The sequence below is a fragment of the Streptococcus sp. E17BB genome (assembly GCF_041807725.1).
GTDB lineage: Bacteria > Bacillota > Bacilli > Lactobacillales > Streptococcaceae > Streptococcus > Streptococcus entericus.
Window position 1 is genome coordinate 1 of record NZ_JBGTZC010000034.1, and the last position, 21,594, is coordinate 21,594.

At 41.9% G+C, this 21,594-nt stretch carries 25 protein-coding genes, 1 tRNA gene and 3 pseudogenes; 22 read left to right on the forward strand and 7 right to left on the reverse strand.

The genetic code is table 11. From position 1 onward, the window contains the following. Positions 1 to 117: 117 nt before the first annotated feature. From ACERC7_RS08465 to ACERC7_RS08490, 6 genes and pseudogenes are all read left to right on the forward strand, one after another. Positions 118 to 288: pseudogene (locus ACERC7_RS08465) on the forward strand (ABC transporter ATP-binding protein); the annotation flags it as partial. Then, entirely contained in the window at positions 281 to 469 is a 189-nt protein-coding gene (locus ACERC7_RS08470; protein WP_373666689.1) for a hypothetical protein, read from the forward strand. The pseudogene ACERC7_RS08465 and the gene ACERC7_RS08470, both read left to right, overlap by 8 nt. 276 nt (positions 470 to 745) lie before the next feature. Next, positions 746 to 2,146, forward strand: coding sequence for an HlyD family efflux transporter periplasmic adaptor subunit (locus ACERC7_RS08475; protein ID WP_373666690.1), 1,401 nt, complete (start codon positions 746 to 748; stop codon positions 2,144 to 2,146). Positions 2,147 to 2,293: 147 nt separating this feature from the next. Next, positions 2,294 to 2,599 carry a hypothetical protein gene (locus ACERC7_RS08480; protein WP_373659373.1) on the forward strand — a complete coding sequence of 102 codons (306 nt, stop codon included), beginning with the start codon at positions 2,294 to 2,296 and terminating at the stop codon, positions 2,597 to 2,599. Between the two features lie 391 nt (positions 2,600 to 2,990). Continuing rightward, entirely contained in the window at positions 2,991 to 3,203 is a 213-nt protein-coding gene (locus ACERC7_RS08485) for a hypothetical protein (RefSeq protein WP_373659374.1), read from the forward strand. Between the two features lie 86 nt (positions 3,204 to 3,289). Further along, the gene (locus tag ACERC7_RS08490) at positions 3,290 to 3,946 is read left to right on the forward strand and encodes a hypothetical protein (protein WP_373666691.1); all 657 of its coding nucleotides are present in this window, start codon (positions 3,290 to 3,292) and stop codon (positions 3,944 to 3,946) included. A gap of 169 nt (positions 3,947 to 4,115) precedes the next feature. Here ACERC7_RS08490 and ACERC7_RS08495 read toward each other — a convergent pair. Further along, positions 4,116 to 4,361: pseudogene (locus tag ACERC7_RS08495) on the reverse strand (transposase); the annotation flags it as partial. A gap of 105 nt (positions 4,362 to 4,466) precedes the next feature. Between ACERC7_RS08495 and ACERC7_RS08500 the strand changes: the two are divergent. The 4 genes from ACERC7_RS08500 (at position 4,467) to ptsP (ending at position 7,378) form a co-directional block, all read left to right on the forward strand. After that, positions 4,467 to 5,018 carry a DUF3169 family protein gene (locus ACERC7_RS08500; RefSeq protein WP_373666692.1) on the forward strand — a complete coding sequence of 184 codons (552 nt, stop codon included), beginning with the start codon at positions 4,467 to 4,469 and terminating at the stop codon, positions 5,016 to 5,018. Positions 5,019 to 5,030: 12 nt separating this feature from the next. Beyond that, positions 5,031 to 5,210: a hypothetical protein gene (locus tag ACERC7_RS08505; protein ID WP_373666693.1), complete on the forward strand. Its 180-nt coding sequence runs from the start codon at positions 5,031 to 5,033 to the stop codon at positions 5,208 to 5,210. A gap of 171 nt (positions 5,211 to 5,381) precedes the next feature. Beyond that, positions 5,382 to 5,645 carry a phosphocarrier protein HPr gene (locus tag ACERC7_RS08510; protein WP_018367751.1) on the forward strand — a complete coding sequence of 88 codons (264 nt, stop codon included), beginning with the start codon at positions 5,382 to 5,384 and terminating at the stop codon, positions 5,643 to 5,645. 2 nt (positions 5,646 to 5,647) lie between these two features. Then, the gene (gene ptsP / locus ACERC7_RS08515; protein WP_373659379.1) at positions 5,648 to 7,378 is read left to right on the forward strand and encodes a phosphoenolpyruvate--protein phosphotransferase; all 1,731 of its coding nucleotides are present in this window, start codon (positions 5,648 to 5,650) and stop codon (positions 7,376 to 7,378) included. Positions 7,379 to 7,468: 90 nt separating this feature from the next. Here ptsP and pepA read toward each other — a convergent pair whose 3' ends face one another. Further along, on the reverse strand, positions 7,469 to 8,536 hold the full coding sequence (gene pepA, locus ACERC7_RS08520; protein ID WP_373659381.1) for a glutamyl aminopeptidase: 1,068 nt from the start codon (positions 8,534 to 8,536) through the stop codon (positions 7,469 to 7,471). Between the two features lie 323 nt (positions 8,537 to 8,859). On the opposite strand from pepA, the gene ACERC7_RS08525 reads away from it, so the two are divergent. Both ACERC7_RS08525 and ACERC7_RS08530 read left to right on the forward strand, forming a co-directional pair. Continuing rightward, the gene (locus ACERC7_RS08525) at positions 8,860 to 9,249 is read left to right on the forward strand and encodes a PepSY domain-containing protein (protein ID WP_373666694.1); all 390 of its coding nucleotides are present in this window, start codon (positions 8,860 to 8,862) and stop codon (positions 9,247 to 9,249) included. Between the two features lie 21 nt (positions 9,250 to 9,270). Beyond that, a pseudogene (locus ACERC7_RS08530) lies at positions 9,271 to 10,203 on the forward strand (DUF4299 family protein). A gap of 110 nt (positions 10,204 to 10,313) precedes the next feature. Here the strand turns inward: ACERC7_RS08530 and ACERC7_RS08535 are convergent. The 5 genes from ACERC7_RS08535 to nrdH form a co-directional block, all read right to left on the reverse strand. Then, on the reverse strand, positions 10,314 to 10,664 hold the full coding sequence (locus ACERC7_RS08535) for a DUF3397 domain-containing protein (RefSeq protein ID WP_373666695.1): 351 nt from the start codon (positions 10,662 to 10,664) through the stop codon (positions 10,314 to 10,316). A gap of 574 nt (positions 10,665 to 11,238) precedes the next feature. Next, positions 11,239 to 12,198 carry a class 1b ribonucleoside-diphosphate reductase subunit beta gene (nrdF, locus tag ACERC7_RS08540; protein ID WP_373666696.1) on the reverse strand — a complete coding sequence of 320 codons (960 nt, stop codon included), beginning with the start codon at positions 12,196 to 12,198 and terminating at the stop codon, positions 11,239 to 11,241. Positions 12,199 to 12,303: 105 nt separating this feature from the next. After that, a complete protein-coding gene (gene nrdE, locus ACERC7_RS08545) occupies positions 12,304 to 14,463 on the reverse strand; it encodes a class 1b ribonucleoside-diphosphate reductase subunit alpha (protein ID WP_373659386.1) in 2,160 nt (719 codons plus the stop codon). Further along, positions 14,453 to 14,812, reverse strand: coding sequence for a class Ib ribonucleoside-diphosphate reductase assembly flavoprotein NrdI (nrdI, locus tag ACERC7_RS08550; protein WP_373666697.1), 360 nt, complete (start codon positions 14,810 to 14,812; stop codon positions 14,453 to 14,455). The genes nrdE and nrdI overlap by 11 nt, the downstream gene beginning before the upstream one ends. Before the next feature lies 1 nt (position 14,813). Then, positions 14,814 to 15,038, reverse strand: a complete 225-nt coding sequence (nrdH, locus tag ACERC7_RS08555; RefSeq protein ID WP_373659389.1) for a glutaredoxin-like protein NrdH — start codon at positions 15,036 to 15,038, stop codon at positions 14,814 to 14,816. Between the two features lie 210 nt (positions 15,039 to 15,248). Between nrdH and ACERC7_RS08560 the strand changes: the two genes are divergently transcribed. The 10 genes from ACERC7_RS08560 to ACERC7_RS08605 all read left to right on the forward strand — a co-directional run. Beyond that, positions 15,249 to 15,319, forward strand: a tRNA-Thr gene (locus ACERC7_RS08560). A gap of 58 nt (positions 15,320 to 15,377) precedes the next feature. Then, positions 15,378 to 15,629, forward strand: coding sequence for a DUF1912 family protein (locus ACERC7_RS08565; protein WP_373659391.1), 252 nt, complete (start codon positions 15,378 to 15,380; stop codon positions 15,627 to 15,629). A 124-nt stretch (positions 15,630 to 15,753) separates the two neighbouring features. Continuing rightward, positions 15,754 to 16,179 carry a 50S ribosomal protein L11 gene (rplK, locus tag ACERC7_RS08570; RefSeq protein WP_018367762.1) on the forward strand — a complete coding sequence of 142 codons (426 nt, stop codon included), beginning with the start codon at positions 15,754 to 15,756 and terminating at the stop codon, positions 16,177 to 16,179. A 56-nt stretch (positions 16,180 to 16,235) separates the two neighbouring features. Continuing rightward, positions 16,236 to 16,925 (forward strand): 50S ribosomal protein L1, encoded by a 690-nt coding sequence (rplA, locus tag ACERC7_RS08575; RefSeq protein ID WP_018367763.1) that lies wholly within the window; start codon positions 16,236 to 16,238, stop codon positions 16,923 to 16,925. 316 nt (positions 16,926 to 17,241) lie between these two features. Continuing rightward, on the forward strand, positions 17,242 to 17,964 hold the full coding sequence (locus ACERC7_RS08580; RefSeq protein WP_373666698.1) for a discoidin domain-containing protein: 723 nt from the start codon (positions 17,242 to 17,244) through the stop codon (positions 17,962 to 17,964). Between the two features lie 51 nt (positions 17,965 to 18,015). Further along, positions 18,016 to 19,008, forward strand: a complete 993-nt coding sequence (locus ACERC7_RS08585; RefSeq protein ID WP_373666699.1) for a sialidase domain-containing protein — start codon at positions 18,016 to 18,018, stop codon at positions 19,006 to 19,008. Continuing rightward, positions 18,983 to 19,459 (forward strand): hypothetical protein, encoded by a 477-nt coding sequence (locus ACERC7_RS08590; protein ID WP_373666700.1) that lies wholly within the window; start codon positions 18,983 to 18,985, stop codon positions 19,457 to 19,459. Before ACERC7_RS08585 ends, ACERC7_RS08590 begins: the two co-directional genes overlap by 26 nt. Positions 19,460 to 19,465: 6 nt before the next feature. After that, positions 19,466 to 21,148: a G5 domain-containing protein gene (locus tag ACERC7_RS08595; RefSeq protein ID WP_373666701.1), complete on the forward strand. Its 1,683-nt coding sequence runs from the start codon at positions 19,466 to 19,468 to the stop codon at positions 21,146 to 21,148. Next, positions 21,111 to 21,350 (forward strand): G5 domain-containing protein, encoded by a 240-nt coding sequence (locus tag ACERC7_RS08600; RefSeq protein ID WP_373666702.1) that lies wholly within the window; start codon positions 21,111 to 21,113, stop codon positions 21,348 to 21,350. Before ACERC7_RS08595 ends, ACERC7_RS08600 begins: the two co-directional genes overlap by 38 nt. A gap of 62 nt (positions 21,351 to 21,412) precedes the next feature. Then, positions 21,413 to 21,594: hypothetical protein (locus tag ACERC7_RS08605; protein WP_373666703.1), on the forward strand; the 182-nt coding region annotated here is incomplete at its 3' end.

Here is a 21,594-nt window from a genome sequence, read left to right on the forward strand (position 1 = left end):
CAACAATTTGTTGCTTAAAGTCATCACTAAATTGACGACGGATTTTTCTAGACATAGAGTTCTCCTGTTTTCTTTAGTGTAGAACACTTTATAAATTCTGTCTAGTTTAGTGTAACCGATTCAATATGCTTCCTAGAAAATGGAACCATTGTGGAATATGGTACTCATGAGGAATTGATGGCTCAAAATGGGAAATATGCTCGAATGGTTGGTTTACAGAGTATTCAGGTGAAGCAACAGTTCCAGTCACGGGTAGTGTTAGATACAGAGGAGGTTACTTATGGCTAAACTAGAGGTAAAAGACAATAAAAAACTTGTTCTGAAACAGGTCATTTGTAAAAAGGTACATGGTGCTAAAGTAGAAAATGTTGATCATGAAATTGACAAATTTCATCAGCACTTGCAGTTAGTTAAAGCACAAACTATTTGGTCCGCTCATTGTAAAAAGTTGTGGAACCGCCATTCATGATGACGGAACTATCACAACGGATTTTGAGTTTTATGTTCAAGCACATAATGCGCAACAGTACAGCAATATGTACGATGTTCAGGATATGGTATCTGTCCCACATTGTTTATATGTGCATTTTGAAGATAGTCCAGAGTATCTTCAGTTTGCATATTCAAAGTTAGACTTGTATCTATATGAGAATGATATTCAAACAGATGGAACAGTCTATACTGTTTATATCAATTCTTCTCCTGAAAAAATGACTGTGGATATTTTTAGACCAATAATAAGCCTATGAAACTATATAACAAATCAGAATTACGCTATTCTCGGATTTTCTTTGATAAGAAACCACCAGCCTATGCTTTTATTCTTATCATCTCTACTGCTTTAGTTTTAGTCGGTGCATTGATTGGTGCGGCCTATATCCCTAAAAACTATATTGTGAAGGCGAATGGAAATGCGGTGATAACTGGGACAGAGTTTCTGTCTGCCATGGGATCAGGTAAGGTCGTGACCATGCATAAATCTGAGGGAGATACGGTCAAAGCTGGAGATGTTATTCTTTCTCTTTCAAGTGGCGAAGAGGGATTGCAGGCCGGTTCCTTGACGAAACAGTTAGAGAAGCTACGCGCCAAAGAAGCTATTTTTCAAAAATTTGAACAGTCATTAAATGAGAAAGTCAATCATATGGCCAACTCTGGAGAAGAGCAGGAGTACTATGGCAAAGTGGAGTATTATCTGTCTCAACTAAATTCAGAGAGTTATAATGATGGTTCGCAGTACTCCAAACTTCAGGATGAGTATGTAAAATTGAATAAACTCATCGGTGAACGAGATCAGTTAAATATTGATCTTCAGATTGCTCAAAATGAATTAGTTCAACTACAGCAACAACTAGCCTCACTACCTGCGCCAGATCCGACTACAACAACTACAAATGGTACTGAGCCATCTACACCACCTGTAGCGACTACGACTGATGCTAGAACTGAGTTAGAAACCAAAATATCAGATCTAACGACAAAAATTGAAACAATAAAAACGAATACTACTGCTAAAAATAGTGAGATAGAGGGTCAGCAAAGTAATATTAAGGATATGGAACGTACTTATAATAATCCAACATCTCAAGCTTATAACATTTATGCACAGTTAATCAGTGAACTAGGAACTGCTCGTTCAAACAATAATAAAAGCATCACTGAACTTGAGGCGAATCTTGGTATCGCAACAGGACAAGATAAGGCCCACAGTATTTTAGCGTCTACTGATGGAGTGCTTCATTACATTGTTCCCTTAAAGCAGGGGATGTCACTTCAACAAGGCCAAACAGTAGCTGAGGTTTCTGGAAAAGAAAAAGACTACTATGTGGAAGCATTTGTATATGCAAGTGATATTTCTCGTGTTTCCAAAGGGGCTAAGGTTGATGTGGCACTGACAGGTGTGAATAGCCAAAAATATGGAACCTTAAAAGGGAAGGTTAGACAGGTTGATTCAGGGACAATTGCCCAAGAAACAAAAGAAGGCAATATCAGTCTTTATAAAGTTATCATAGAATTGCATTCACTAACACTAAAGCACAAGAGTGATACGATTATCCTTCAAAAAGACATGCCAGTTGAAGTTAGAATAGTATATGATAAAGAAACTTATCTTGATTGGATTTTAGAAATGTTGAGTTTCAAACAATAATTTGGGTTTAGCCCTTAGATGACCTATAAAATATAATAAGACAGAGAAAGGTTGTCTTATCTAGGTAGCTACGGAGATATAAACTAAGTTGTCTATCACTTGTTAGGGAAATTCCCTAACCCTGTTAAATTAAGAGGAGAAGAAAAAATGGAACTCGTATTACCAAGTAACTATGTTGCCCTTGAGCAAGAGGAGATGATGTATCTTGAGGGAGAAGGTTGGGTTGCAGATGCATTTGCTATTGGTGGAGGAGTTATAAAAGGCTTTGTATGGGCAGTTCAAATGGGGACATATGGAAGTGCTTTAGGAACTGTAACTCTACCTATAGTAGGAACGGTTTCTGTGGGAACGCTAGCAGCAATCTCAGGAGCTGTTACAGGATATGTTACAGGCTATAGAACAGGTCGTTGGTTAGGACAGTGGATTGAGACAAATATTCTTGGATGGAGATGAGATGTTCAATAAACTGACCTTTGATAAGATTTCAAGAGTTATCTTTGCAATACAACCTATATCGATTCTATTCTTTTTTATTCAACTTGAATCTTGGTGGTATTTCTTTATACTATCAACCTTGTTTTTACTAGACTTTCTATATGTTATCTACTTTATTTGTTATTACTTTTATAAAAAATGTAGTTTAAAATAAGTAAATTGATTTTTTACTGAAGGTACACTCTGAAAAGGCAACCCTTTTCAATTCATATCGGAAATGCTTTTGCAAATACAATCATTAGAAGCATTGCATCAGGTGGAATTGGTGCAGGAGCAGATTGGATATTTACTAATGTTATTGATGGCTGGGATGGAAAACGTGATAATCAATTAAGAGTAGGATAGTCTTATGAAGATTATTCTAGTTTCGATTGTTCTTGCATTTATCTATCATAAACTTTCAGAACGCATTAGGAATAGCTATTTTGATTTTGCTGTGTTCCTATTATTGATTGCTACTCATTTTATCTGGGACTATTACTTTTTGCCAATTGAAATAATAGTTGCTTTAAGTGGTGTAAATGTGATATCAATCTTTTTAAAGAAACTACAAAAAAAATAGCAATTTATAATGAGACTGATATTAGGTGGTGCAGCAGTTGTTGGCACAGCTGTATACTTCACAGGGAAACATTATAAATTCTGGTGATGAAATTACCTAACGAAAATGCTATTTTGATGGTCGTTATACTTCTTATTATGTTAGTTATAACAAGTATTTTGGGTATGACGAATAAGTTTATTTTAAGTAAATATACTCATAAAAAAATAAGAATAAGGAATGATTTGCACAAAATATTTCAAGAGTTTTGTGAGAGGGAAGATGTAGATGAACCTAAAATTGTTGAATCGAATTCTTTCTGGTATCGACCTATAATTCATACAGTTGGAGTAAAAAATTTTGAGAGTAGCTATTTGATAGATGCCTTTGCTTTTGTACATGAATTATATCATTCCAAAGATAGAAATAGACTTTTAAAAATACAATCTATTGTATCTATTTATACTTATCTGATATCAGTATTATTGAAAATAATAGCACTATATTCAATCTGGTTCGGAAAAAAATATTTCATGTTTAAACCGATATTAATAATTGATGTAATCATATTGCTAACATGTTTACTTCTTACATTGATTGTAGAGTCATATGCATCTAATGAAGCAATCTCATTTTTAAAGGAAAATAAGTACATACAAAAAAAACAATTAGTGGAATCTATCGCATTTTATGCTAAACTTAGCTATTGTTATCAGTTTATTGCCTATATTTTATTATCAATCATTCTATTCTATCTCATATGAATAAGTTATATACTTGAGAAACTATTTTGTCACAATAAAATTAGGTAACTATACACCAGTTTACACCAACCACAATATGTAGTATTTTCAACAATACCCAAAAAGGCGATTTCCTTTTGGAAATCGTCTTTTATTTAGACTCTTTGTCAGCTGTAGTGGGTTGACCCACTTAACACCGAGAGAGTACAGTTCTTGTCTTCTCTCGTTTTATGTTTATGGCAATGAAAATGCGAGTTTTGAAGTTTTCAAAGTTTCTGAAACCAAAGGCGTTGCGCTTAATAACCTTGATGATGTTGTTGGTTGCTTCAAGCTTGGCGTTAGAGTAGGGCAATTCTAAGGCATTGACAATCTTGTCCCTACCCTTCAAAAATGTTCTAAAAACTGTCTTGAAAAGGCAACCCTTTTCTGTACAATTTTTATAAAGTGTTTTTGTTAAGCGATAACTCGCTTAACCATAGGTGTTTGGTAATCGAGACTACCGTGAATGCGATGATGGAAGAAGTAGATAGGAGAGAATATCATGAATAAAGACACAATCAAGCGTTTAGTGAAGCAGTTAGGAATTGGTGCTCTTATCGGAGGACTGGTTGGATTTTTGCTTGGGTATTTTGGCTTACTTGAGAAAACCGTGGTTGTTAGTGAGACTTTGCTACAAGATTTAGCTCACCTGTTTGGATATTTGGGCTTAGGCTTAGGTCTGGTGCTTAGCGGTTACTTAACGGTCCGAGTGAAGCATGGGGTTAAGCAATATCTAGAAGTCAGTGAAGAGGAGGTTGATGAGAACCTTTATCGCCAGGTTAACCGTTATCATGGCTATGCGATGGTGGCAATTGGTGTATCAATAATTTTTGCCTTTTTGCTGCTGTTCTTGGGCTATCAGGTGACTGTTTTTGACGATAGTGCTAGCTTAGTGATTCCTATTTTTGGACTTTTAGGTCTAGTCATTGCGATTGGTTTACAGATGTACCTGCTGAAACTATACAACAGCTTACGTGGGATTGAGATGAGTTTATTACCCACAGTTAAAGAGCTAAAGAATAATGTGATGCAGCAGGATGAGGCCGAACTGTAAGCCAATTACAAGATGGCTTTTGAAACGGTGCTAGACTTGTCTAATGTCGTTATTCCTACACTTTATATTGTGCTATTTTTCCTCGCTCAGTTGACTAAGCAGAGCCCTCTGATGGGTTTCGTTGTTTTAGCAACCATTCACCTTTACATTATGATTAAAAACATCAAGATGACCAGAGAGTTTTATAAATAAGCCTTAAAGATCTGGTCTTTGGCAGATGAAAATCACCGTAAGGGATTTCCAAAACTTTCCATAAACCTATTTTTTATCTTGAAAATAAATGGAGAGTATGGTATAATCTTAACTTGTAAGGGTTATCATCTTGATTACCCAAAAAACAACAATACATAAAGGAGAACCATTATGGCTTCTAAAGATTTCCACATCGTTGCTGAAACAGGTATTCACGCACGTCCAGCTACTTTGCTTGTGCAAACAGCTAGCAAGTTTGCTTCTGACATTACCCTTGAGTACAAAGGCAAATCTGTTAACTTGAAATCAATCATGGGCGTGATGAGCCTTGGTGTTGGTCAAGGTGCTGATGTGACCATCTCAACAGAAGGTGCTGATGCTGACGATGCTATCGTTGCCATCGAAGAAACAATGACAAAAGAAGGGTTAATCTAAACATGACAGATAAGCTGAAAGGAATCGCAGCGTCTGATGGCGTTGCAGTTGCTAAGGCCTATCTACTTGTTCAACCGGACCTGTCTTTTGAGACTATTACAGTTGAGAACACAGGTGCAGAAGAGGCTCGTCTCGATGCGGCGCTTGCCAAGTCACAAGACGAGCTTTCTGCTATCCGTAACAAGGCAGTAGATACCCTTGGTGAAGAAGCAACAGCAGTTTTTGATGCGCATTTGATGGTTCTTGCAGACCCAGAAATGGTTGGTCAGATTAAAGAAACGATTCGTGCTAAGCAAGTTAATGCAGAAGCTGGTCTTAAAGAAGTAACGGACATGTTTGTCAATATCTTTGAGAGCATGGACGACAACCCATATATGCAGGAGCGTGCAGCAGATATTCGCGACGTGGCTAAACGTGTCTTGGCTAACTTGCTTGGGGTGAGTTTGCCAAACCCGGCGACTATTTCAGAAGAGTCTATCGTGATTGCCCATGACTTGACTCCGTCTGATACAGCTCAGTTGGATAAGAACTTTGTCAAGGCTTTCGTCACTAATATCGGTGGACGGACGTCACACTCTGCCATCATGGCGCGTACCCTTGAGATTGCTGCCGTTCTTGGAACCAACAACATCACTGAAATCGTGAAAAACGGTGATATCTTGGCGGTTAATGGTATTACAGGCGAGGTTGTTATCAACCCATCAGATGATGAGATTGCAACATTTAAGGCAGCGGGCGAAGCCTATGCCAAGCAAAAAGCAGAGTGGGCACTCTTGAAAGATTCTCAAACCGTAACAGCGGATGGCAAGCACTTTGAGCTTGCAGCTAATATCGGTACACCAAAAGACGTTGAAGGGGTAAATGACAACGGTGCAGAGGCAGTCGGTCTCTACCGTACAGAGTTCCTCTATATGGACTCTCAGGATTTCCCGACAGAAGACGAGCAATACGAAGCCTACAAGGCAGTTCTTGAAGGCATGAACGGCAAGCCAGTTGTGGTTCGGACCATGGACATCGGTGGTGACAAGGAGTTGCCATACTTTGACATGCCACATGAAATGAACCCATTCCTTGGTTTCCGTGCCCTTCGTATCTCTATCTCTGAAACAGGCGATGCCATGTTCCGTACACAAATCCGTGCACTTCTTCGTGCGTCTGTACACGGACAACTTCGCATCATGTTCCCAATGGTGGCGCTCTTGAGCGAGTTCCGTGCAGCGAAGAAAGTCTTTGACGAAGAAAAGGCGAAGTTGCATGCAGAAGGCGTTGCAGTAGCAGACGATATCCAAGTTGGTATCATGATTGAAATCCCTGCAGCAGCTATGTTGGCGGATCAATTTGCTAAAGAAGTGGACTTCTTCTCCATCGGTACTAACGACTTAATCCAATACACCATGGCAGCTGACCGTATGAACGAGCAAGTCTCTTACCTCTATCAACCTTACAACCCATCTATCTTGCGCTTGATTAACAATGTGATCAAAGCAGCGCATGCCGAAGGCAAATGGGCTGGTATGTGTGGTGAGATGGCGGGTGATCAGCAAGCTGTACCGCTTCTGGTTGGTATGGGCTTGGATGAGTTCTCCATGTCAGCGACTTCTGTGCTTCGGACACGTAGCTTGATAAAAACTCTCGATACCAAGAAGATGGAAGAGTATGCTCACCGTGCCTTGACCGAATGTTCAACAGCAGAGGAAGTGCTTGAACTGCAGAAAGAATATGTGACGGTTTAAAATAACAAAATAAAAGAGGCTGGGACTTTTTTGTCCTAGGCTCTTCTTTTGTATGTTGGATTATATAGATGAATCTTAGCAGTATGTCACTCAATAACTTCCAATAATCGTATCTACTGTTGAGCGGTCAAGGGTTTTGACCAGGGCTTGGAGGAAGTTTTGGGCTTCTAGGAAATCATCAAGGGCATAGAGGGTCTGATGGGAATGGATGTACCTGGCGCAAACGCCGATCGTTGTGGAAGGGACACCGCCATTTTTCAGATGCGCAGCCCCTGCATCTGTACCGCCCTTACCACAGTAATATTGGTACTTGATGCCATGGCGTTCAGCAGTCTCTAAGAGGAAATCCTTCATAGCTGGGAGCATGATATGTCCTGGGTCATAAAAGCGAATTAAGGTACCATCGCCAACCTTGCCTTGGTCACCGTAAACATCTCCAGCAGGTGAGCAGTCCACTGCTAGGAAAATATCTGGGTTAAACTTAGTGGTTGAGACATGGGCACCACGTAGGCCGACCTCTTCTTGGACATTAGCTCCTGAGATAAGGGTGTTTGGGAGCGGGGTATCCTTGAGACTATCAAGAAGCTCAGTGACCATTAGGACACCGTAGCGATTGTCCCAGGCTTTTGAAATGATTTGTTTGCCATTGGCAGTCAAGATGGTCTCGCTATCAGGAACGATGACATCACCTGGACGAACGCCAAAGTGCTCTGCCTCGGCTTTGTCTGTAAAGCCTGCGTCAAAAATGATATCACCGACTGTAGGTAGAGAAGCTCCGCCATTGCCCCGTGTCAAATGAGGTGGCACAGATCCTGAGATGACCGGATAGACACGACCGTCACGGGTGTGAAGGGTAAATCGCTGAGCTGAGACCACGAGCGGACTCCAGCCACCTAGCTCAACGACGCGGAAGGTACCATCGGGCTTGATGCTGCTAATCATGAAGCCAACCTCGTCCATATGGCCAGCGACCAAGACACGAGGAGCATTTTCAACCTTGCTCTCTCTGATGCCAAAAATGCCACCTAGACCGTCTGTTTCAATGCGGTCAACGTTGGGGGTTATCGCCTTACGAATAAAGTGACGAATATCCTGTTCAAAGCCAGATGTGCCTTTAAGTTCGGTTACGGTTTTAATCTTAGTGAATAAGTCAGTCATAAGTACTCCTTTTCTATCTAACCATTATACCAAAAAACAAGGCATGAGTAAAAGTGCTTGATAATCAGAAACCTTTTTATCGCCTTTTTAAGCCAAATAGTATAAAATGGATGGTAGGAAAAGGAAAGGAATAAAAACCATGAGAAAAATTCAAACTTTAGTAGTATTTGGAGACATCGTTCCTTACTCTTGCTGCTTGTGCCAATAACCAGCCATCAACAACAAATATAATGTCCTCTTCATCTGCTAGCTCTTCGTCTCAGGTATCAAGTACTGCTCAGATTAGACAAGATCAAGCTAAATTGATTGCATTTGATGCTGCAATGGTAAAAGAAGGAGATGTCAGCAATCTGACAATTAGAGAAGATTTGGAGCTGGGGCAAAAGGTTTATGAGATTGACTTTGTTTCTGGCGATAGAGATTGTAGTTACACAGTTAAAGCGAGCGATGGCAGTATCTTAGAAAGAGAAAATGAGCCTGCAGATGCAACTGTAGCTACTGAATTAACGCCTGAGCAAGCTAAAGAAACTGCGTTGCAGGATGCAGGCTTAACCGAACAAGAGGTGACTAACTTGACTGTTACCCAAGATACAGGAGGGATGGCTGTTGTCTTTGATGTTGATTTTGATTACAATGGTATGGAGTACAGCTACACCATTAATGCGACAACGGGTCAGGTAATCAGTCAGGAGACGGAGCTAACAGCTTCTTAAAAACTTGGAAAGGTAAGAGTCATGCCAATATTTACCATAAAAAATGCGAAAAAATTATTCACTCCTCTGCCTGTTTTAACTGTCCAGGAATGCTTAGAGCTATTGCCTAACTTATCGCAATACTCTTACGATGACTACCAAGAGGGTTTTAACCGCTCTGCGTTTTTGGCAGATACTTTGGTTAACGCCGGTGGGCTATGGTTAGGGATTCCTGGCAAGTCTGCCTCAGGTCATCGTTTGCACTATGATCAAAAAGAGCAAGCTTATAAGGTCTATGTTGATTACTTTGCCTTGCCTGCTGATTTGGAGTTGGCACTGGCCTATATTAAACGCTTGTCACAACATCTAAAAAAACCAATCATCACTGATGACGGGCAAAAGTTTTCCAGTGAGAACATCGAAGACTTTCCGTACACTCCTATTTTAGAAGGTAACTTGATAGGCTTATGTCAGGTCGATTGACAGGAGGAGCAGGTGCTCTATTACTTGAAACGTTCTTTAGTGATTGGTCGGAAAATGGCAGAGCGATTGATCTATATGGGTAAGCCAATACTCTCAACTTATGAAGAAGTTATTTTAGCGGCGCAATACCCAGAAGCTCATATCCATGAACAGACCTTCCATCTGACTAACGATCAACAAACGATTTACGGTAATTATTCTATTGGAGAGGAATTGGCGGTTGTTTTGCCACGACGTCCCTTTGTTGAACGTCACAATGAGACATATCTGGTGGGACATCCACTTAGCCACTGGACCTTGTCGATTGTCTATAAAAGTGAGGACAGGAGTGACTGGGATTACCGTTTGGTTGGGACGTTCCCTTATCAAGATGTGATGGATCGATTGCTAGAATACCCTTATGAAGAACTAGATGATAATTTTATCATCACTAGTTCCCTGTCACGAGAGAACTTGCAAGCCATTATTGATCAGCTGACAGCAACGTCTTGATGGTGGTCATACAGTCTTAAATAATCACTGTCAAATCAATCATCATCAAAATGCTAAATCCTCTGATCTAATTGCATAGTAAACCGCCAGTTTATCTGGCGGTTTTGTTTTTAGTTGAAAAAGATAAGAATAATCGTGAGTAAATAGCAAAAAGCAGTCACAAAAAAACCAATGCGCCAAAAAAGTTTGAAAAATCGTTTCACCAAAAATGTTTCTTGTTTGTTGAGCATGGCAGTACAAATAACAAGGGCTAAAATGGCCATAACAGCTAAGTAGTGCGGAAGGAAACTATGAGTGAAGAAACGTTTGGAGACTTGGAAGATAGCAAAAGCGTAGAAGGGCAGACTGAGGTCTGCTAGATTGATTTTGAAGCGTTCCAAGCGGAACAATTTAACCAGCAGTTGGGCTAATATTGGTAAGGTAAACAGCCAAGCTAAGGCGAAGAGACGATAAATAATCATAAGTTTATTGTAACGCTAAATCAATCAGATTTCAAGAGTAAACATAACATGTTCTTAAAGAGGGAGCATGGCATTCAATCGGTCGTTGATTAGCAGTTGCTGTCTTCCCACCTGTCAAATGTCCAGGGTTGGGCTTAAATAGTCTCCAAATTATTTCGTGTCCACCTCCGGATGACTTCAACAGTCAGGGGAGTGACTGTTGAAGGTGTGAGCCTGAAAACCAGACAGCGAGCAACATTTAGGGAAGCGATTGTTTGAGGTTGGACATTTAGGGATCGTTGTTTCCTCCATTCGTTAGGACAGTTCAGCTGATGACATCAGTGTATTAGGGAGTAGGATGCTTTTGCAACTCACAATGCCCCATCTTAAGGGGAACAGTTGAAGTGCTTAGCAGAGGCATTGGTACAAAGTACCGAATAATCTGTGCAGAGATAACACTAAAACTGGCAAAGCGATAAGAGTTGTTCAAAACTATTACGCCTAATGTTGTGAATAATAAAAAGGAGAGAATAGGATTTCTGTCCTAGCCTCCTTTGTTTCTAAGGGTAAAATCTTGGTGCGAAAAAGTTATGGGCTACATTCCTATGGTGTAATCATCATCTTGCATGGGCTCAACAGTTCCCAGCAGGTAGCCGTTACCGACTTGAGAGAAGAAGTCGTGGTTGCTGGTTCCTGTCGAAATACCATTCATGACGATAGGGTTAACATCGTTGGCAGTGTCAGGAAAGAGTGGGTCTTGTCCCAGATTCATCAGCGCCTTGTTGGCATTGTAACGAATAAAGGTCAGAACTTCATCGGTCCAGCCGACACTGTCGTAGAGGTAACGGGTGTAGTTTTCCTCGTTTTCATAAAGGGTGTAGAGGAGGTCGTACATCCAGTCCTTGAGGGCAGCTTGCTCGTCTTCTGGTAATTCGTTAAAGCCTAGTTGGAACTTGTAGCCGATGTAGGTCCCGTGTACGCTCTCATCACGGATAATCAGCTTGATAATTTCCGCCACGTTAGGCAGTTTATTATTCCCCAGATAGTAAAGCGGGGTAAAGAAACCAGAGTAGAACAGGAAAGTTTCGAGGAAGACACTGGCGACTTTTTTCTCCAGAGGCTTGCCGTTTTTATAAATCTCGTTGATGATTTCAGCTTTCTTTTGGAGGTATTCGTTGGAGTTGGTCCAGTCGAAAATCTCCTCAATCTCGCTTTTGGTGTTGAGGGTTGAAAAGATGGAAGAATAGGACTTGGCGTGAACGGATTCCATGAACTCAATGTTATTGAGGACAGCCTCTTCGTGAGGAGTTCGTGCATCTTTTTTGAGCTGAGCCATACCGCTTTCGGATTGCACCGTGTCAAGTAAGGTCAGCCCGCCAAAAACCTTACCCACCAAGTCTTTTTCAGTGGTAGTAAGCTTTCTCCAGTCGTCTAAGTCGTTTGACAAAGGGATACGAGTATCCAGCCAAAACTGCTCAGTCAGTTTTTCCCAGGTGGACTTGTCCACCGCATCTTCGATAGCGTTCCAGTTGATGGCGTTGTAGTAATTTGTCATGGGGATATCCTTTTTGAAAATCAATAGGTCTATTATATCATAAAAAAGCCAAGCTGTTAAAAACTTGGCGACAAAAAATTAGATTTCGCAACAAGCAGTAGCGGATTAAATCACACAGCTCTCACATTGGTTGGATCCGACTTCCTCGCCGTCATCCGTAAAGGTGCGAATGTAGTAGATGGACTTGACGCCCTTGTTAAAGGCGTAGTTACGGAGGATAGACAAGTCGCGTGTGGTTTGCTTGGTCTCGGTCTTCCATTCGTAGAGTCCAAGAGGCATTTCGCTGCGAAGGAAGAGGGTCATGGATAAGCCTTGGTCAACGTGTTCGGTTGCTGCGGCATAAACATCAATTACCTTTCTCATGTCCATGTCGTAGGCAGAAGTGTAGTAAGGGATAGTGTCGGTCGCAAGTCCAGAAGCAGGGTAGTAAATCTTACCGATTTTCTTCTCTTGACGTTCCTCGATGCGTTGTGTAATCGGATGAATAGAAGCAGACACATCGTTGATGTAGCTGATAGAGCCATTTGGCGCAACGGCCAGACGGTTTTGATGGTAGAGACCGTGTTCTTGAACAGCTTCACGGAGTTTAGCCCAGTCCTCTCCAGTCGGAATAAAGTGACCAGCAAAGAGGGTTTTCACTTGCTCAGACTGCGGTTGATATTGCCCCGTCACATACTTGTCAAAGTATGTCCCATCAGCGTATTTTGACTTTTCAAAACCGACAAAGCTAGTGCCACGCTCACGGGCGATGTTGTTAGATTCCACCAAGGTCCAGTAGTTGAGAAGCATGAAGTAAATGTCTGTAAACTCAATAGACTCTGGACTACCGTAGTGCATGTGATGACGAGCAAAGTAGGAATGCAGTCCCATAGCTCCCAGACCGATGGTGTGAGCCTGTTCGTTACCGTTCTTGATGGTTGGGACAGCTTCAATGCTTGAGCTATCCGTAACAAAGGTCAAAGCCCTCGTCATGGCACGCACGGATTTGCCAAAATCAGGTGATGTCATCAGGTTGACGATGTTGGTCGAGCCCAAATTACAAGAAATATCTGTTCCAAGGGTTTCAAAGACCTGAGCATCATTGATGTGGCTGGTTTTTTGAACCTGTAAAATCTCAGAGCACAAATTACTCATGATAATCCGACCATCGATAGGATTGCTGCGGTTAGCCGTGTCAATATTGATGATGTAAGGGTAGCCAGATTCTTGTTGAAGTTTGGAAATCTCGGTCTCCAAATCACGCGCCTTAATCTTGGTCTTGGTGATGTTTGGATTGGCCACCAGCTCATCGTATTTCTCGGTGATGTTGATGTAGTTAAATGGCACACCGTACTCGCGCTCAATAGAGTAAGGACTGAAGAGGTACATGTCCTCATTTTTACGAGCCAGCTCGTAGAACTTGTCTGGTACAGTCAGCCCCAAAGATAGGGTTTTAACACGGATTTTCTCGTCCGCATTTTCCTTTTTCGTCGATAGGAAATTGATGATATCTGGGTGGAAAACATCCAGATAAACAACACCAGCCCCCTGACGTTGCCCTAACTGGTTGGAGTAGGAGAAGCTGTCTTCAAACAATTTCATGACTGGAACAACACCAGAAGCAGCTCCAGCGTAGCCCTTGATTGGCGCTCCAGCTTCGCGGAGGTTTGATAGAGAGATGCCTACGCCCCCACCGATACGGGACAATTGCAGAGCAGAGTTGATGGAACGACCGATGGCGTTCATGTCGTCCGTCACTTGAATCAGGAAGCAAGACACCAGCTCCCCACGGCGACTACGACCAGCGTTGAGGAAAGATGGGGTTGCCGGCTGGTAGCGCAGATGAATCATCTCGTCAGCCAAGGTGCGTGCCAGTTCCTCATCACCATTAGCGAAGTAAAGAGCGTTGAACAAAACCCGGTCCTCAAAGGATTCCAGATAAAATTCGCCGTCGTTGGTCTTTAAGGCATACTGTTGGTAGAACTTATAAGCTGCCATGAAAGACTGGAAGCGGAAGTTCGCATCCTTGAGCTGTTTTGCCAAGCTTTCGATAAATTCAGGACTGTAGAGGCTGATAAATTCCTGTTCTAGGTAGTCTTCATCAAGCAAGAATTGCACCTTATCCACCATACTGGTAAAGGTTTTGGTGTTTGGGATAACATTCTCATTGAAGAAAGCGTCTAGGGCTTCTTTATCCTTATGAAGAGGGATTTGTCCGTTGGCTGGACGATTGATTTCGTTGTTGAGGCGGAAGTAAGACACATCGCCTAAATCTTTAAGACTCATGTTGTAAAATTCCTTTGACGTATTCGACATCGTCTGGCGTGCCGTTAAATTCTAATGTGTAAAGTAGGGGGACCTGATAAGTAGTGGCATAACGCTTGGCCAGATGACAAAAGTCTGGACCAAAGTTACGGTTGCCAATACCAATAAGACCTTTGAGCTGTGCCTTGTGGTCATCTAAAAAATCATCAATATAATCCACACCATCCTCATAGGTTGGGCAGACAAGGATAAATTCCTCGTCTAGGGTGACCATGGTTGAAGGTGTCAGCTCCAGAGCTTGCTCAGCCATGTTCAACTTAGCGATAAAGCGTCTGGTTTGTCCCGTAATCGTGAAGAAAACGAGTTTCATCTTAAATTAACTTTTTAAGTTTGGCGGGCTGGAAGCCAGAGAAGACGATATTGCCAGCCTCGATCACAGGAGCGGAACTAAATCCTAAACTTTTGACGTAATCGATTTTTTCAGGTTGCTCCTCAATATTGATTTCCTCAAAATCCACACCATTTTCGGTTAAAAATTTTTTGGTCATTTTGCAGGGCATGCAGTTATTTTTGGTAAAGACAGTGATTTTAGCCATATCAATCTCCTTGAAAAGTAATACCCTCCAATCATACCAAAAAGACGAAAAAAACACAAGATATAGGGTTGATGTTTTTTTAGAATACAATATATAGTGGGTGAGATGTTTGGGAAATGGCGGAGTTATTAGGGTTTTCAGCGCTTGAAAAATTTTTTAATAAAATCTCTTGTCAAAATAGTAAAGTTATAGTATGATAGATAGGTAGTCGCCGCTATAGTTAAATGGTATAATAGAGCAATGGTAATGCTCAGTTCCGAGTTCAATTCTCGGTGGTGGCAGAGAAGAGCTGGTCAGCGGACTGGCTCTATTTTTATTGTTGTAGGAGGAATTGTGGCAATGGCTGAACAATTTTTAACCGATTTTGAAGAATGGGTTCACACTCAAGTGATGATAAATGATATGGCTATGGTTGAAACTAAAAAAGTGATAGAAGAAACGGGTGATGAGCGTGCGATGGATGCCTACATCCGTTATGAGAGTAAGCTAGATGCCTACAATTACATTTTAGGGAAATTCAGTAATTACCATCAGGGCAAGTCATTTCATGACCTACCAGACAATTTGTTAAATCAGCGCCATTACAAATAAAAAATGTGCGAAATACTTTACAAAGCTTTCATTTTTTGGTAGACTAATCTGGTATGCTTGTCATACTTGTGGGAGGTAAAAATCTGTAATTACCGAGAGAACCACAATAGGAGGATTTTATATTATGGCTAAAAAAGTCGAAAAACTCGTTAAATTGCAAATCCCAGCGGGTAAAGCTACTCCAGCTCCACCAGTTGGTCCTGCGCTTGGTCAAGCCGGTATCAACATCATGGGATTCACTAAAGAGTTCAACGCTCGTACAGCTGATCAAGCTGGTATGATTATCCCAGTTGTTATCTCTGTGTATGAAGATAAATCATTTGATTTCATCTGTAAAACACCACCAGCTGCTGTTCTATTGAAGAAAGCTGCAGGTGTTGAAAAAGGTTCAGGTACACCAAACAAAACTAAAGTAGCAACAGTTACTCGTGCGCAAGTACAAGAAATTGCTGAAACTAAGATGCCTGACTTGAACGCTGCTAACCTTGAAGCTGCTATGCGTATGATTGAGGGTACTGCTCGTTCTATGGGATTCACTGTGACTGACTAATTTGTTTTAGGACAGTTTCCCGACCTTAATTATCAGACTTACAAGGAGAATAACAAATGGCTAAAAAAAGCAAACAACTGCGTGCTGCTCTTGAAAAAATCGACAGCACAAAAGCATACAGCGTTGAAGAAGCTGTGGCTTTGTCTAAAGAATTAAACTTCGCAAAATTTGATGCGTCTGTTGAAGTGGCTTACAACCTTAACATCGACGTTCGTAAAGCTGACCAACAAATCCGTGGGGCAATGGTTTTGCCAAACGGTACTGGTAAAACTGCTCGTGTCTTGGTTTTCGCTCGTGGTGCGAAAGCTGAAGAAGCTAAAGCTGCTGGTGCAGACTTTGTTGGTGAAGATGACCTCGTTGCAAAAATCAACGGTGGTTGGTTGGACTTCGACGTGGTTATCGCAACACCAGATATGATGGCTGTTGTGGGTCGTCTTGGTCGTGTCCTTGGTCCACGTAACCTCATGCCAAACCCTAAAACTGGTACAGTAACTATGGATGTTGCTAAAGCTGTTGAAGAGTCTAAAGGTGGTAAAATCACTTACCGTGCGGACAAGGCTGGTATCGTTCAAGCTCTTGTTGGTAAAGTATCATTTGAAGCTGATAAACTCGTTGAAAACGTTAAAGCTTTCCACGACACAATCATCAAAGCTAAGCCAGCAACTGCTAAAGGGACTTATATCACTAGCTTGACCATCACCACAACTCAAGGTGTTGGTATCAAGATTGATACAAACTCACTTTAATTCATTGACAATAGTGCTCCATTTGGAGCGCTATTTTTTTGAACAAAGTCGAACAAAAATAATAAGATAATATATATTTATTTGGTTTTTTGAATAATTTTCAGTAAAAGGCTTCTTTAAAATAATCTGATAGATTGTCCTATCTGTCTTGAATTTAGCTCTCTTGAAGCGATTATTCTGCTCTGGATTAATGTAAATAGTAGGAAATAGTTTATAAATGTTCTATTAAGAATATTTATGTTGACAAAAGAGTTGAAAATTGCTAGAATGGTAAATGACAAAAAAGAAAACGCTATCAATATAAAAGGAGCTGTTCATGAAAAAACTTTTTGATAAGCAAAATAAATACGGCATTCGTAAATTATCCATAGGTGTTTGCTCTGCCGTTATCGGTTTGAGCCTCTTGGGAGCACAGACGGCTTATGCGACAGAAGCATCAGAGCCTTCTAGTCAGCCAAATTCAGCTGGTGCAGCAACACCCGCAGTAGAAACGCCAGAACCTGTTATGGTCGATTCGGCTTACGCTGAGGCTAGCAGTAGCAAGGAAAATGCACCTGCAACAAATGCAGTGGATGCAGACATCAACACCTACTGGGAGAGTGCACCGACTGGAGATGGGGAAGCGACAACCCTAACAGTAAAAATGTCCGAAGTTGCAACGGTGGATAAAGTAACTTACACTCCTCGTCAAGTAACGACTCAGGATCCCTCTTCTCCAAACCCTAAACACCATGCAGGGTTATTAACTAAGGGGCAGATTGATTATAGTTTAAACGGAACAGATTGGGAGCCTGTCGCACCAACTAGAATCGATGGTGATTCAACCGGTCGTGGCGTAGCGAATGAGGATAAAACTTTTAGCTTAGGAGCAAATAATAATACTCGTGTTATCAACTTCCAACCTGTTAAGGCCCAATACTTGCGACTAACTGCTTTGGAGTCTTGGGCAAATAATTTACCAGCTAGATCAGGTGTCGTCACTGCGGCTCAATTCATTCCATCTTGTGTTAAACCAATCGAAGAGACCCCTCAAGTTTAAGAAACACCGGAGGAGCCATCAAAGGAACCTGTCGTTACGATTAACAATCAAGTGTTGGATGCTTCAAACTGTCAACGCTATGCCTTTGATGAAACAGTTAAACAAGCTCTTAAAACAGCTGACAGTGGAACCTTTTATATTGAATATCGTGTTCCAGAAAATGCAGGTTTCCATACCCTATTCAACGCTACCAGCGACAGTGTTGACAACCAATACACAGCCCTCTATTCTAACGCAGGAACTGTAGCCATCGAGACCCGTGTAAGTGCCAATCAAGCCGATTACGCTCACCTCAATGGCGGAACTCAGAAAGTTAAGAATGGTGAGTGGAATGCGGTTGCCTTAACTTATGAGAAAGATAAAGCGACGAATCGGACAATAGTCAATATCTATGTCAATGGTGTTCACTCATTAACACATCAGTTGAACAGTCCTCTCTTTGCGGCCCTGCCTAATCTAGCTCATGCTCAAATCGGGGCTGCCCAGCGCGGTAAAGTATGGGGGGTTGATGGTTTTGAAATTCGCGAAGCAAGTTTCTACAAGACAGCTTTAACGATCGAAGACATTATCGCCAAATCTCAACCATTTACACGGACACCATATGAATTCCCACCACGTGATAATGAGACACTAACAGATAAACTGCCTGTGTTTGAGGGTGGACGTAATGGTCAAAAAGGACCTACTGGTTCAGGTTATTACCGTATCCCAGTCCTCTTGAAAACAGATGCAGGAACCCTGATTGTAGCGACTGATGAACGCTACAATACCTACGCCGACCAAGGAGACATTGCGACAGTTATCAGACGTAGTAACGACAACGGAAATACTTGGGAACCGATTATTCCGATTGTGAACTTGCGCAATAACCCAGCCGTTTCAAACGGTGCTGTTAACTCGCCTTTGACGATTGATGCTGGTCTGGTACAAGACCCAACAACCAAGCGTATCTATGCCTTTATGGACATGTCCCCAGAAGGTCGAGCTGTATTTGGTTTGCCACAAACAGTTGAAACACGTGAAGTTCAGTATTCAACTATATGATGGTAAAGCTTATTTAAACCTTTATACCGATGGCACAAACAAACCAACGCATACGGTTCGTGAAAATAGTGTTATCTATGATGCTCAAGGTCAAGCCACAGAATTTCGAGTTAATCTTGAGGATAACAGCCCAGCCTATGCTAACTTAGGTGATATTCGTCGGGATGGTCAGGATACCGTACTTGGTAACATCTATTTCCAAACCCATAAGGGCACTGAGGCACCTTTCCGTATCGCTAATGCCTCTTATGTTTGGTTATCTCATAGTGACGATGATGGCCGGACTTGGTCACGTCCACAGGACTTAACACCTATTTTGAAGAAAGATCATGTTAACTTCTTAGGAATCGGTTCTGGTACAGGTATTGCCTTACATACAGGTCCTCATAAGGGTCGCTTGATTGTGCCTGCTTATGCAACTAACTATGCTGGGGGATTAAGTGGTTCATAGCCTTCCATGGTCTTTTACTCTGACGACCATGGTCTCACTTGGAAGGCAGGAGAGACGGTCAATGATAATCGTCGTCTGGCTGACGGCACAGTTCTCAATCATGCGACGATGAATAATGATCGTGAACAAAAAACAGAAGCGACGGTTGTTCAACTCAATAATGGTCAACTGAAGATGTTCATGCGGAGCATGACTGGTAAGGTCACTTCGGCAACCAGCTTAGACGGTGGCGCAACCTGGGAAAATGACATCGAAAGTCATGAAGATGTTAAAGATAATTACGTCCAACTGTCAGCTGTTCATCTTGTCCGTGATGGCAAAGAGTACGTTGTTCTAGCCAACTCAAATGGACCTGGCTGGGGGAATTCTAACCGCAACCGCATTGACGGTCATGTCCGTGTGGCTGAAGTTCAAGAAGGCGGGCGACTGAACTGGCTGAACCATCGCTTGATTCAACCAGGTAAATTCGCCTATAACTCACTGCAACACCTGGGTGGGGATGACTTTGGTATCCTTTATGAGCATGCTTCTGGTGATCAGAACGACTACACGCTTTATTTCCGAAAATTCAACTGGGATTTCTTGATTAATGAGGCACAAAAACTGCCGGATAATAATGTCGCTAGTGTTTCTTTTGCTGACGAGACAACAGCTCTTCTTACCTTTGAACGGTCTGTCCTACCGACAAATAATCCAGATCTGCTATTGTCTAATGGTAATCTTGCTACCTTTATCGAGCAGCGTGATGGTAAAACGCTGGCTTATCGTATCCAGCCAACAGATAAGGGCAGAACGGTGCTTGAGGTGGCGAGTGGCGACATCAGTAATGTCGATGGACATCGTGTCAATGTGGTGACCGTGCTTGGTGAAAACAGAAACCTAGCTAAAATCGACAATAAGGTCTTGAAGATAGTTGCTGGTGCTCCAGAAGCTTGGCAGCCAGGTGCAGAGCCAGATAAACTTCTTGATGGCAATAAGGCAACCATTGCAGAGCTCAAGTGGGGTATGGCCTCTAACCATATTGATGGGGTGTATCCGACAGACTGGCGCTTGCCACAATCAGTGACCATCAGCTCAAAAGATGGCGAACCAATTGATTTGACCAGCCTGCTCATCAGTAAGCGGACTAATGCAAATGGCACATTAACCAAGTATAAGGTAGTAGCTTTCCGAGGTGCTGAGACCGTCTATGAGTCTAACGATATTGCTGTGCCTTATGAGCAAGCAGAAGTCAGCCATGAATTTGGTGAGGCAGGGATTAAAGTCGATCGCGTCGTTTTGACATTGTTGGAAGCTAAGTCAAGAGCGACAGGGGAGCCGACACCAACCATGTTGACGTTAAGAGAGTTGGCATTCTTTGGACCACGTGTTGTCACGCGTGAACGTGTTGTGACAGAAGCTTTGCCATTTACTTCTGTTACTAAAGAAGATAACACCAAAGACCCCGGTTATCGCGAGGTTGAGACTGCTGGTGCCAACGGCTCTGTTTCCAAACGCATTAAGGAAACTGTAGTCAATGGTCGAGTCACAGCTACTGAGGACATTCCAGGTTCTGTTGAGAGGATTGAGCCAACGACTGAGGTTATCGTTATTGGTACCAAGAAGACAGAGACACGTGAGCGTCGTGAAACAATTGTGATTGACTTTACGGTTGAACGTACAGAAGATACAACTCTGGAAAAAGGGTAAAGAAGAAACTGACCAAGAAGGCGTTAACGGCAGTCGTGTAGATGTTTATGAGGATATCTATGTCAATGATGTTTTAGAGACTAAGGGAACTAATCCAGTCCGTAGCGAAGATGAGATCCCTGCTCAATCTAAAAAGGTTCGCGTGGGGACAAAAGAAATTGTTCTGCCTGTTGTTAATGATGAACATACAGGTGTTAGGTAACAGTTCTGAGTAACCAGGACAATACTGTTGCTGCTCAAATCGAGAGTATTAGCATTACTCACATGGAAACAGGAAATACTGAAACACCAAGCGTTCTCAGAGAAAAAGATTATAATCTTTTTGACATCGAGCTGGTTGACACAGATGGAAACATCGTCAAGCCAACTGCTCCAGTTGACGTCTACCTGCCAATTGATGACGGCAAAGACGTCGCTCAAGTGGTTTACTTGCCAAATAGTGACCA

Bases quoted from the DNA above. Each gene is read 5' to 3' on its own strand.
- ACERC7_RS08470 (WP_373666689.1), top strand. From the start codon at position 281: ATGGCTAAACTAGAGGTAAAAGACAATAAAAAACTTGTTCTGAAACAG.
- ACERC7_RS08475 (WP_373666690.1), top strand. From the start codon at position 746: ATGAAACTATATAACAAATCAGAATTACGCTATTCTCGGATTTTCTTT.
- ACERC7_RS08480 (WP_373659373.1), top strand. From the start codon at position 2,294: ATGGAACTCGTATTACCAAGTAACTATGTTGCCCTTGAGCAAGAGGAG.
- ACERC7_RS08485 (WP_373659374.1), top strand. From the start codon at position 2,991: ATGAAGATTATTCTAGTTTCGATTGTTCTTGCATTTATCTATCATAAA.
- ACERC7_RS08490 (WP_373666691.1), top strand. From the start codon at position 3,290: ATGAAATTACCTAACGAAAATGCTATTTTGATGGTCGTTATACTTCTT.
- ACERC7_RS08500 (WP_373666692.1), top strand. From the start codon at position 4,467: ATGAATAAAGACACAATCAAGCGTTTAGTGAAGCAGTTAGGAATTGGT.
- ACERC7_RS08505 (WP_373666693.1), top strand. From the start codon at position 5,031: ATGGCTTTTGAAACGGTGCTAGACTTGTCTAATGTCGTTATTCCTACA.
- ACERC7_RS08510 (WP_018367751.1), top strand. From the start codon at position 5,382: ATGGCTTCTAAAGATTTCCACATCGTTGCTGAAACAGGTATTCACGCA.
- ptsP (WP_373659379.1), top strand. From the start codon at position 5,648: ATGACAGATAAGCTGAAAGGAATCGCAGCGTCTGATGGCGTTGCAGTT.
- pepA (WP_373659381.1), bottom strand. From the start codon at position 8,536: ATGACTGACTTATTCACTAAGATTAAAACCGTAACCGAACTTAAAGGC.
- ACERC7_RS08525 (WP_373666694.1), top strand. From the start codon at position 8,860: ATGGTAAAAGAAGGAGATGTCAGCAATCTGACAATTAGAGAAGATTTG.
- ACERC7_RS08535 (WP_373666695.1), bottom strand. From the start codon at position 10,664: ATGATTATTTATCGTCTCTTCGCCTTAGCTTGGCTGTTTACCTTACCA.
- nrdF (WP_373666696.1), bottom strand. From the start codon at position 12,198: ATGACAAATTACTACAACGCCATCAACTGGAACGCTATCGAAGATGCG.
- nrdE (WP_373659386.1), bottom strand. From the start codon at position 14,463: ATGAGTCTTAAAGATTTAGGCGATGTGTCTTACTTCCGCCTCAACAAC.
- nrdI (WP_373666697.1), bottom strand. From the start codon at position 14,812: ATGAAACTCGTTTTCTTCACGATTACGGGACAAACCAGACGCTTTATC.
- nrdH (WP_373659389.1), bottom strand. From the start codon at position 15,038: ATGGCTAAAATCACTGTCTTTACCAAAAATAACTGCATGCCCTGCAAA.
- ACERC7_RS08565 (WP_373659391.1), top strand. From the start codon at position 15,378: ATGGCTGAACAATTTTTAACCGATTTTGAAGAATGGGTTCACACTCAA.
- rplK (WP_018367762.1), top strand. From the start codon at position 15,754: ATGGCTAAAAAAGTCGAAAAACTCGTTAAATTGCAAATCCCAGCGGGT.
- rplA (WP_018367763.1), top strand. From the start codon at position 16,236: ATGGCTAAAAAAAGCAAACAACTGCGTGCTGCTCTTGAAAAAATCGAC.
- ACERC7_RS08580 (WP_373666698.1), top strand. From the start codon at position 17,242: ATGAAAAAACTTTTTGATAAGCAAAATAAATACGGCATTCGTAAATTA.
- ACERC7_RS08595 (WP_373666701.1), top strand. From the start codon at position 19,466: ATGGTCTTTTACTCTGACGACCATGGTCTCACTTGGAAGGCAGGAGAG.